Annotated in this window: 8 protein-coding genes and 1 tRNA gene; 7 read left to right on the top strand and 2 right to left on the bottom strand. The window is 43.9% G+C overall.

Features of this window, described 5'->3' with window-relative positions; genetic code table 11:
- Positions 1-182: 182 nt before the first annotated feature.
- Positions 183-815, bottom strand: a complete 633-nt coding sequence (locus ACO1R6_RS11380) for an L-threonylcarbamoyladenylate synthase (protein ID WP_486264839.1) — start codon at positions 813-815, stop codon at positions 183-185.
- 238 nt (positions 816-1053) lie between these two features.
- Here ACO1R6_RS11380 and mltG point away from each other — a divergent pair, with 238 nt between their 5' ends.
- Positions 1054-2121 (top strand): endolytic transglycosylase MltG, encoded by a 1068-nt coding sequence (gene mltG / locus ACO1R6_RS11385; protein WP_486264841.1) that lies wholly within the window; start codon positions 1054-1056, stop codon positions 2119-2121.
- Positions 2122-2208: 87 nt separating this feature from the next.
- On the opposite strand, the gene ACO1R6_RS11390 is transcribed toward mltG, so the two are convergent.
- Entirely contained in the window at positions 2209-2415 is a 207-nt protein-coding gene (locus ACO1R6_RS11390; protein WP_486264843.1) for a hypothetical protein, read from the bottom strand.
- Positions 2416-2466: 51 nt separating this feature from the next.
- On the opposite strand from ACO1R6_RS11390, the gene ACO1R6_RS11395 reads away from it, so the two are divergent.
- The 6 genes from ACO1R6_RS11395 to ACO1R6_RS11420 form a co-directional block, all read left to right on the top strand.
- Positions 2467-2877: an acyl-CoA thioesterase gene (locus ACO1R6_RS11395; RefSeq protein ID WP_486264845.1), complete on the top strand. Its 411-nt coding sequence runs from the start codon at positions 2467-2469 to the stop codon at positions 2875-2877.
- On the top strand, positions 2877-3800 hold the full coding sequence (locus ACO1R6_RS11400; RefSeq protein WP_486264847.1) for a YihY/virulence factor BrkB family protein: 924 nt from the start codon (positions 2877-2879) through the stop codon (positions 3798-3800). Before ACO1R6_RS11395 ends, ACO1R6_RS11400 begins: the two co-directional genes overlap by 1 nt.
- Before the next feature lie 134 nt (positions 3801-3934).
- Positions 3935-4019, top strand: a tRNA-Ser gene (locus ACO1R6_RS11405).
- Between the two features lie 381 nt (positions 4020-4400).
- Entirely contained in the window at positions 4401-4850 is a 450-nt protein-coding gene (locus tag ACO1R6_RS11410) for a hypothetical protein (protein ID WP_486264849.1), read from the top strand.
- Positions 4851-4990: 140 nt separating this feature from the next.
- Positions 4991-5383: a GxxExxY protein gene (locus ACO1R6_RS11415; protein ID WP_486264851.1), complete on the top strand. Its 393-nt coding sequence runs from the start codon at positions 4991-4993 to the stop codon at positions 5381-5383.
- A gap of 423 nt (positions 5384-5806) precedes the next feature.
- On the top strand, positions 5807-6423 hold a 617-nt coding region (locus ACO1R6_RS11420; protein ID WP_486264853.1), incomplete at its 3' end, for a type I restriction-modification system subunit M N-terminal domain-containing protein.

Below are 6423 nucleotides of genomic sequence, written 5' to 3' on the forward strand. Positions count from 1 at the left end.
AGGCCGGCAGAAGTAATCACCGGCAGGACGCCGGCGATAGCAGCCATTAAGTAGAAATAATAATCTGTTTAACTAGGCTAATGGCGACAGTAATTATACCGTGGCAACTGAATGGCTCATTTTTAAGCAAGCAAAGTCTTCGTCAGAAATCCGGCGAATTAAATATTAAACCTATAGATGGGTTAAACATAAGCTTCAATGTCGCCGGCGCCTTGCCGCAATACTTCGCATAAACCATCCTGACAATCAACTACCGTAGAAGGAATATTTTTACCGTAGCCTCCATCAATCACCAAATCTACCAGGCCTTTGTATTTTTCGAAAATCAGTTCGGGGTCGGTGCTATACTCAATAATTTCGTCTTCGTCCCGGATAGAGGTGCTTATAATGGGGTTGCCCAGCTCTTTTACCAGGGTTAACGGAATCTGGTGATCGGGTACCCGGATGCCGACCGTTTTTTTCTTTGCACCCGCGAGTTTGGGCACTTTGCTGCTGGCTTCCAAAATAAACGTAAAAGGCCCCGGCAAGGCTTTGCGCATTATCTTATACGTTTGGGTAGAGATAGACCGGGCGTAATCCGAAATATGCGTCAGGTCGCTGCAAATAAATGACAAATTGGCTTTATCGGGTTTAATGCCTTTTAACTGGCATAAACGCTCTACGGCCCGCTGGTTGTGCAGGTCGCAGCCCATCCCGTAAATAGTATCGGTGGGGTAAATAACCAAACCGCCTTTACGCAAAATTTCTACGGCCTGTAATATCCGGTTTAAGGGTGGGTTTTCCGGGTGAATTTTAAGAAATACGGCGTTGCTCATAATTTTTGGGTAAACAATTTAAATTTACTGCCAACCCCCGCTTTTGGTTTACATAAGCCGGCATTTTGTAAAATTTAAAACGGGCGGGTTCGTTTCTAACCCGTACCTAATGCCAAAGGTAACGAGCAGTTTGGTATTTTGCGGGCTTAATATATGGTTTAGCCGGTCGGGTTAGAAACAGGCTAAAATATTTAAGGCCAAAACGGTGGCAAAAACAGTTTATTAGTAATTTTGTACCATGACAACAACTCCCCCTAAAAAAAGGAAAAAAAAATCGAATAGTACTTTCCTGACCATTGTGGCTGTGGCCGGTTTATTATTTGTGAGCTTTTCTTACTACGCTTATCAGATTGTGTATACGCCCAACGTCGATACCAAAGGCCAGCGCGCCTACATCCGGATTCCGGAAGGGGCTTCTTTTGAACAGGTAATGGACTCGATTGACCAGGAAAAGGTGATTATCGATAAACTATCGTTCCGGTTTATGGCCAAACTTATGGACTATCCGGAACTGATAAAAGCCGGACATTACGAGTTAAAAAACGGCTATACCAACCGCCAGTTAATTTCCGATTTGCGGGCCGGCCGCCAATCGCCGGTAAAATTAACGTTTACAAACATCCGGGTAAAAAAAGACCTCACCAAAAAATTAAGCCAGGATTTAATTGCTACCCAAAAGCAACTCGATTCTTTGCTCTCCAATGAGGCTTACGTCCGGCAACTGGGCTTCGATACCACAACCGTACTAACCATGTTTATCCCAAACACCTACGAACTGTACTGGAACACCAAAGCCGAAGACCTGGTAAAACGCATGAAAAAAGAGTACGAAACTTTCTGGACCCCCATGCGCCAGGAAAAAGCCAAAGCCTTGGGCTTAACCCGTACCCAGGTTTCTACGCTGGCCTCTATTGTGCAGGCCGAGCAAGGCCAGCACCCCGACGAGCGGCCCCGCATTGCCGGCGTTTACCTGAACCGCCTGGAAAAAGGAATGCCCCTGCAGGCCGACCCCACGGTGGTGTACGCAGTAGGAGATTTTACCATTCGGCGGGTACTAAACGTGCATCTGCGCACCGATTCGCCGTATAACACCTATAAATACAAAGGCTTGCCGCCGGGCCCCATTAATCTGCCTTCTATTACTTCCATCGATGCCGTCTTAAACCCCGAAATGCACGATTACATTTATTTCTGCGCGAAAGAAGATTTTTCGGGATACCACAGTTTTGCCCGCAACGAAACGGAGCACCTGCAAAATGCCCGTCGCTACCAGGCCGCCCTTACCAAACGGAATATTATGAAGTAGTAGTTAGTAGTTAGTGGTTAGTAGTTAGTGATTACTATTTATAGGACACAATCTGGCGCAAGTTTAGCGAAGCGTTACTGGTGCCTACTAATAAAGGCCAGTTTTTAACTGGCCGGATATTAAAATCTTCTTTTTGCGGTAAACACCAGCTACAAGCTGGCGCAAGCAGACGTGAATGATTCTAAAATATTTCTTTACCTGCATGGCTATGGTAATAATACCACCCATGGCGGCAATTGATACCTTTGGCAAAAACAGGAAATAAGTTTCGGAAGCACAAGTTTTAACGTGCACATCAAGAAGCTTTTATTTTAATTCATAATTCTAATTTTTAATTTAAAATAAGTGTTTAGTTCAGCAGTACAGATACGGGTACGGTATTCCGAAACCGACCAAATGGGTTACGTGTATTACGGCAATTTTGCGGCTTACTTTGAGGTTGCCCGCACCGAGGCTTTCCGGCAGTTGGGCATCAGTTACAAAGCCATGGAAGAAGAAGGTATTATTATGCCGGTGCTCGAAATGTATACCAAATACATTCGGCCGGCCCGTTACGACGATTACCTGACCATTAAAGTAATGGTTAAAAACAAACCGGCCGGTACCCGTATAGTATTTGAGTACGAAGTGCTAAACGAAGCCCAGGAATTATTAACCATTGGCAGTACCACCCTGGTTTTTGTAGATGTAAAATCGGGCCGGCCCATCCCGTTGCCCAAAAATATTTTAAACAAACTGGATAGTTACTATAATTAATGGGGTTTACCGGCAAGTACGTTAAAAACCGGCGGTCGTACCGGAAATTTATCTTGTTCCTGAAGAAGCTCAGCTTTAACAACGGGCAGGTTACTATCTACGATGTGGTAGATGTACTTATCCGGGAGCTGAAGCTGGATTCGATTACCAAGCGGGCATCTTACATGGCATTTAACTTTACCCTGTCTATGTTCCCGACAATTATTTTCCTGTTTACGCTTATCCCGTACATTCCCATTCCTGACCTGAACGTAAGCATTCTTAACTTTTTGCAGGATTTTATGCCGCGCGAAATGTACGCCGCCACGGCCGGCACCATCAACGACATTGTAAATATTCCGCGCGGCGGTTTGTTGTCCATCAACTTTTTGTTTGCGCTGGTTTTATCTACCAACGGCATTATGTCTTTAATGGATGCTTTCGATAAAAAGTATAAAACCTTCCGGCGGCGGTCTTACTTGCGCAAGCGTTTTATTGCCACTTTGCTCACGTTTGCCTTATCGTTTATTTTAATTACGGCCATTGCCGCTATTTTCTTTGGTACCTATATTTTAGATGTACTGGTTTTTTACGAAGTGGTAACCGAGCGCTTCACCTATTCTTTAATTGTGCTGCTTAAATACATTGCCGTAATATTTTTGTTTTTGGTGGCTACTTGCTCTATTTATTACTACGTGCCCGCCATTCACGATAAATGGCCGTTTTTTTCGGCAGGGGCGATAGTGGCTACCGTACTCATCTTTTTGGTGTCTTGGCTGTTTTCGTTGTACGTGAATATTTTTAATACCTACAACCATTTTTACGGTTCCATCGGGGCGTTGGTAGGTTTAATGATTTGGCTCGACTTTGTTTCCATGATTTTAATCCTGGGTTTCGAAATAAATATTAGCATCGATACCGTAACCAAACGCCTTGAACGTTAATCTTTTAATGCTTTTTACTTGGGTAAAAAGGGGTTTAACGGCTATAGGAGCCGAAAAAAAATAGTAAAATCTGGAAAAAAATATTGCGTTAGATTTTGAAAATATAGAGCAAACCTATACTTTTGTTCCCAGTTAGAGAGATGGCAGAGTGGTCGATTGCGGCGGTCTTGAAAACCGTTGACTGTAACAGGTCCGGGGGTTCGAATCCCTCTCTCTCTGCTCAGAAAACAAAAGCCTTGCAAGGAATACTTGCAAGGCTTTGTCTTTTTATAACCCTTTCTTTTGATCTCAAAGGTGTTTTAATTTTACGGTAGGAGCCTTGAGCAATAAAGTAAACCAGTCCGCTTTTACCCGGCCGGTTCTGGCGCTATTATTGTATTTAAGCGTATAAAAGATTTTAAGGCTCGGCTATAAAAGCCACCGGTTTTTAATTCATTTATACAACCCTGTACGCCACCACCATAAACCGCCCATGGGCCCAAAGAAAACAGCTCTAACCCAATTTAAAGCAGCTATGGGTAGCCAAAACGTTGCCGCCTGGTTAGCGGATAACTTAGCCATTGATATTCTAAACCAAAAGTCTTACGTTGTTGCCAAGCCATGAAAACCCTTATTTATATTCCGTTCCTGTTTTGGTTAGTAAGTTTTAGTTACCCGGCGCAGCAAGATGCTCCTGGCCAACTGAACGACCAGCTAAAAGGCACCTGGCAGAGTGCGCAAATTCAGGTACAATACATTGTAGATAGCCATTTGGTACACGAGCGGGAAATTACCCCGGCCAGCGGTAACGTTTATAGTTTCGACGGTACCCGGGTAAGGGTGAACTATCCGGATGGCACCACCGTGCAGGGCACGTATGCGGTGGTAACAGAAGCCGAAGAAAAGAAGGTGGTGTTGCAGTTACCCGGCACCACAACTACATATACCCTAATCGCTGTTACGCCCACCCGCCTGGTCTGGCAAAGAGACCTGGATGATGTTTATTACAAAGAAGGCTCAACCCAAAAATCAGCCGAGCGGGCGGTATATACCGAAGTTTTGAAGAAGTAAGTACAAAGAACCAGTTTAAAACGTAGCCTGGAAAATCTTAAATATCTGAATTGGGATTTGTCAGATTTTGGGATTTTTGGATTTTCTTTTTTAATCCATCAATCCCAGAATCTAGTAAATCCAAATTCTGACAACCGCCAATGGACAAAGAAAAAATCGAAGACGACCTCACTTACCGTATTATTGGCTGCGCCATGAAGGTACATGCTACGCTGGGTAATGGCTTTCAGGAAGTTATTTACCAAAGAGCCCTGGCCCTTGAAATGGGAAAGGCAAAATTAAACTTTGCGCGGGAACTCGAAATACCTATTTATTACGACAACATAAACATAGGCAGCCGAAGGGTTGATTTTCTGGTAGAAAACAAAGTATTGGTAGAACTAAAAGCGCTGGTTAAACTGGAAGATGTGCACCTGGCTCAGGGGTTAAACTACCTGGTAGCCTATAAACTGGACTTGGGCTTGTTGTTGAACTTCGGAACAAAAAGCCTGGAAGTAAAAAGGCTTCGCCACCCGCTAAATAAAAATGTCTGAATTGGGATTTGTGGGATTAGCGGATTAAAGGATTCAACAGAAACTCTCCTCATCCCTTATATCAGAATTAGGATTGGTTAGATTAAGGGATTTTAGGATTCGAAAGAAACTCCCTTAGTCCTTACATCCAAAATATTTCAATCCTGATGAAAAAAATTCTTTTCAATTCCTGAATCCCATAATCCTTAAATCCAAAAAATCCCAATTCAGACCAGTAGTTATCCGCTCCGGTAAGAATACCTGTTTTTAGGTATTTTCAGCTCTTGCCAATTGTTTATATTTGGTTTTGGTCAACCAGAAACTTTTTAAAAAGGACCGGTGCTACGGGCACCCGGCTGTTCTTTTTTTCTGGCGGATACTGCCACCGAAAGGTAAATTTTACTTACCTTAAGAACCTGATAAAACACCAGACTAAATTACTACATGGCCAAAAAGAATACCGCTACTAATTCCAAACCCAAAACCGATATAGATTTTGAAAAAGAACTCTGGGATGTAGCCAACGAACTGCGCGGCGCCGTAGCCGAAAACCAATATAAAGATTACGTGCTTTCCCTGCTGTTCCTGAAGCATTTATCCGAGCGCTACGAAATCCGGAAACTGGAATTGCAAACTGCTTTCCAGGACCCCGAAAGCGACTACTACAACATAGACGCCAAAGAGCAAAGCTACGTGCTGGACGATGAACTGGAATACCAGGTAAAAAACGTGTACCGCCTGCCCCAGGAAGCCACCTGGACCTACCTGCGCGAAAACGCCGAACAGGATGATATAAAAGTAAAGGTTGATAAAGCCTTTGTAGCCATAAACGACATCCTGAGCGCCCGCAACCCCGATTACGCCGGCGTGCTGGAGCCTATTTTTGTAAAAAGCCAGTTAACGCCTACCCAGGTAGCGGGCTTAATAAATTTGTTTTCGCAGGACAAGTTCTCGGAAGTAAACAATCCCGAAAGCGATATTTACGGCCGGGTGTACGAATATTACATCGGTAAATTTGCCATGGCCGAAGGCTCCGGTGCCGGGCAGTTTTTTACGCCGGG

The organism is Adhaeribacter sp. (assembly GCF_057359045.1).

Coding starts and splice junctions, on each gene's coding strand:
- mltG (WP_486264841.1), top strand. CDS start 1,054: ATGACAACAACTCCCCCTAAAAAAAGGAAAAAAAAATCGAATAGTACT.
- ACO1R6_RS11400 (WP_486264847.1), top strand. CDS start 2,877: ATGGGGTTTACCGGCAAGTACGTTAAAAACCGGCGGTCGTACCGGAAA.
- ACO1R6_RS11415 (WP_486264851.1), top strand. CDS start 4,991: ATGGACAAAGAAAAAATCGAAGACGACCTCACTTACCGTATTATTGGC.
- ACO1R6_RS11380 (WP_486264839.1), bottom strand. CDS start 815: ATGAGCAACGCCGTATTTCTTAAAATTCACCCGGAAAACCCACCCTTA.
- ACO1R6_RS11410 (WP_486264849.1), top strand. CDS start 4,401: ATGAAAACCCTTATTTATATTCCGTTCCTGTTTTGGTTAGTAAGTTTT.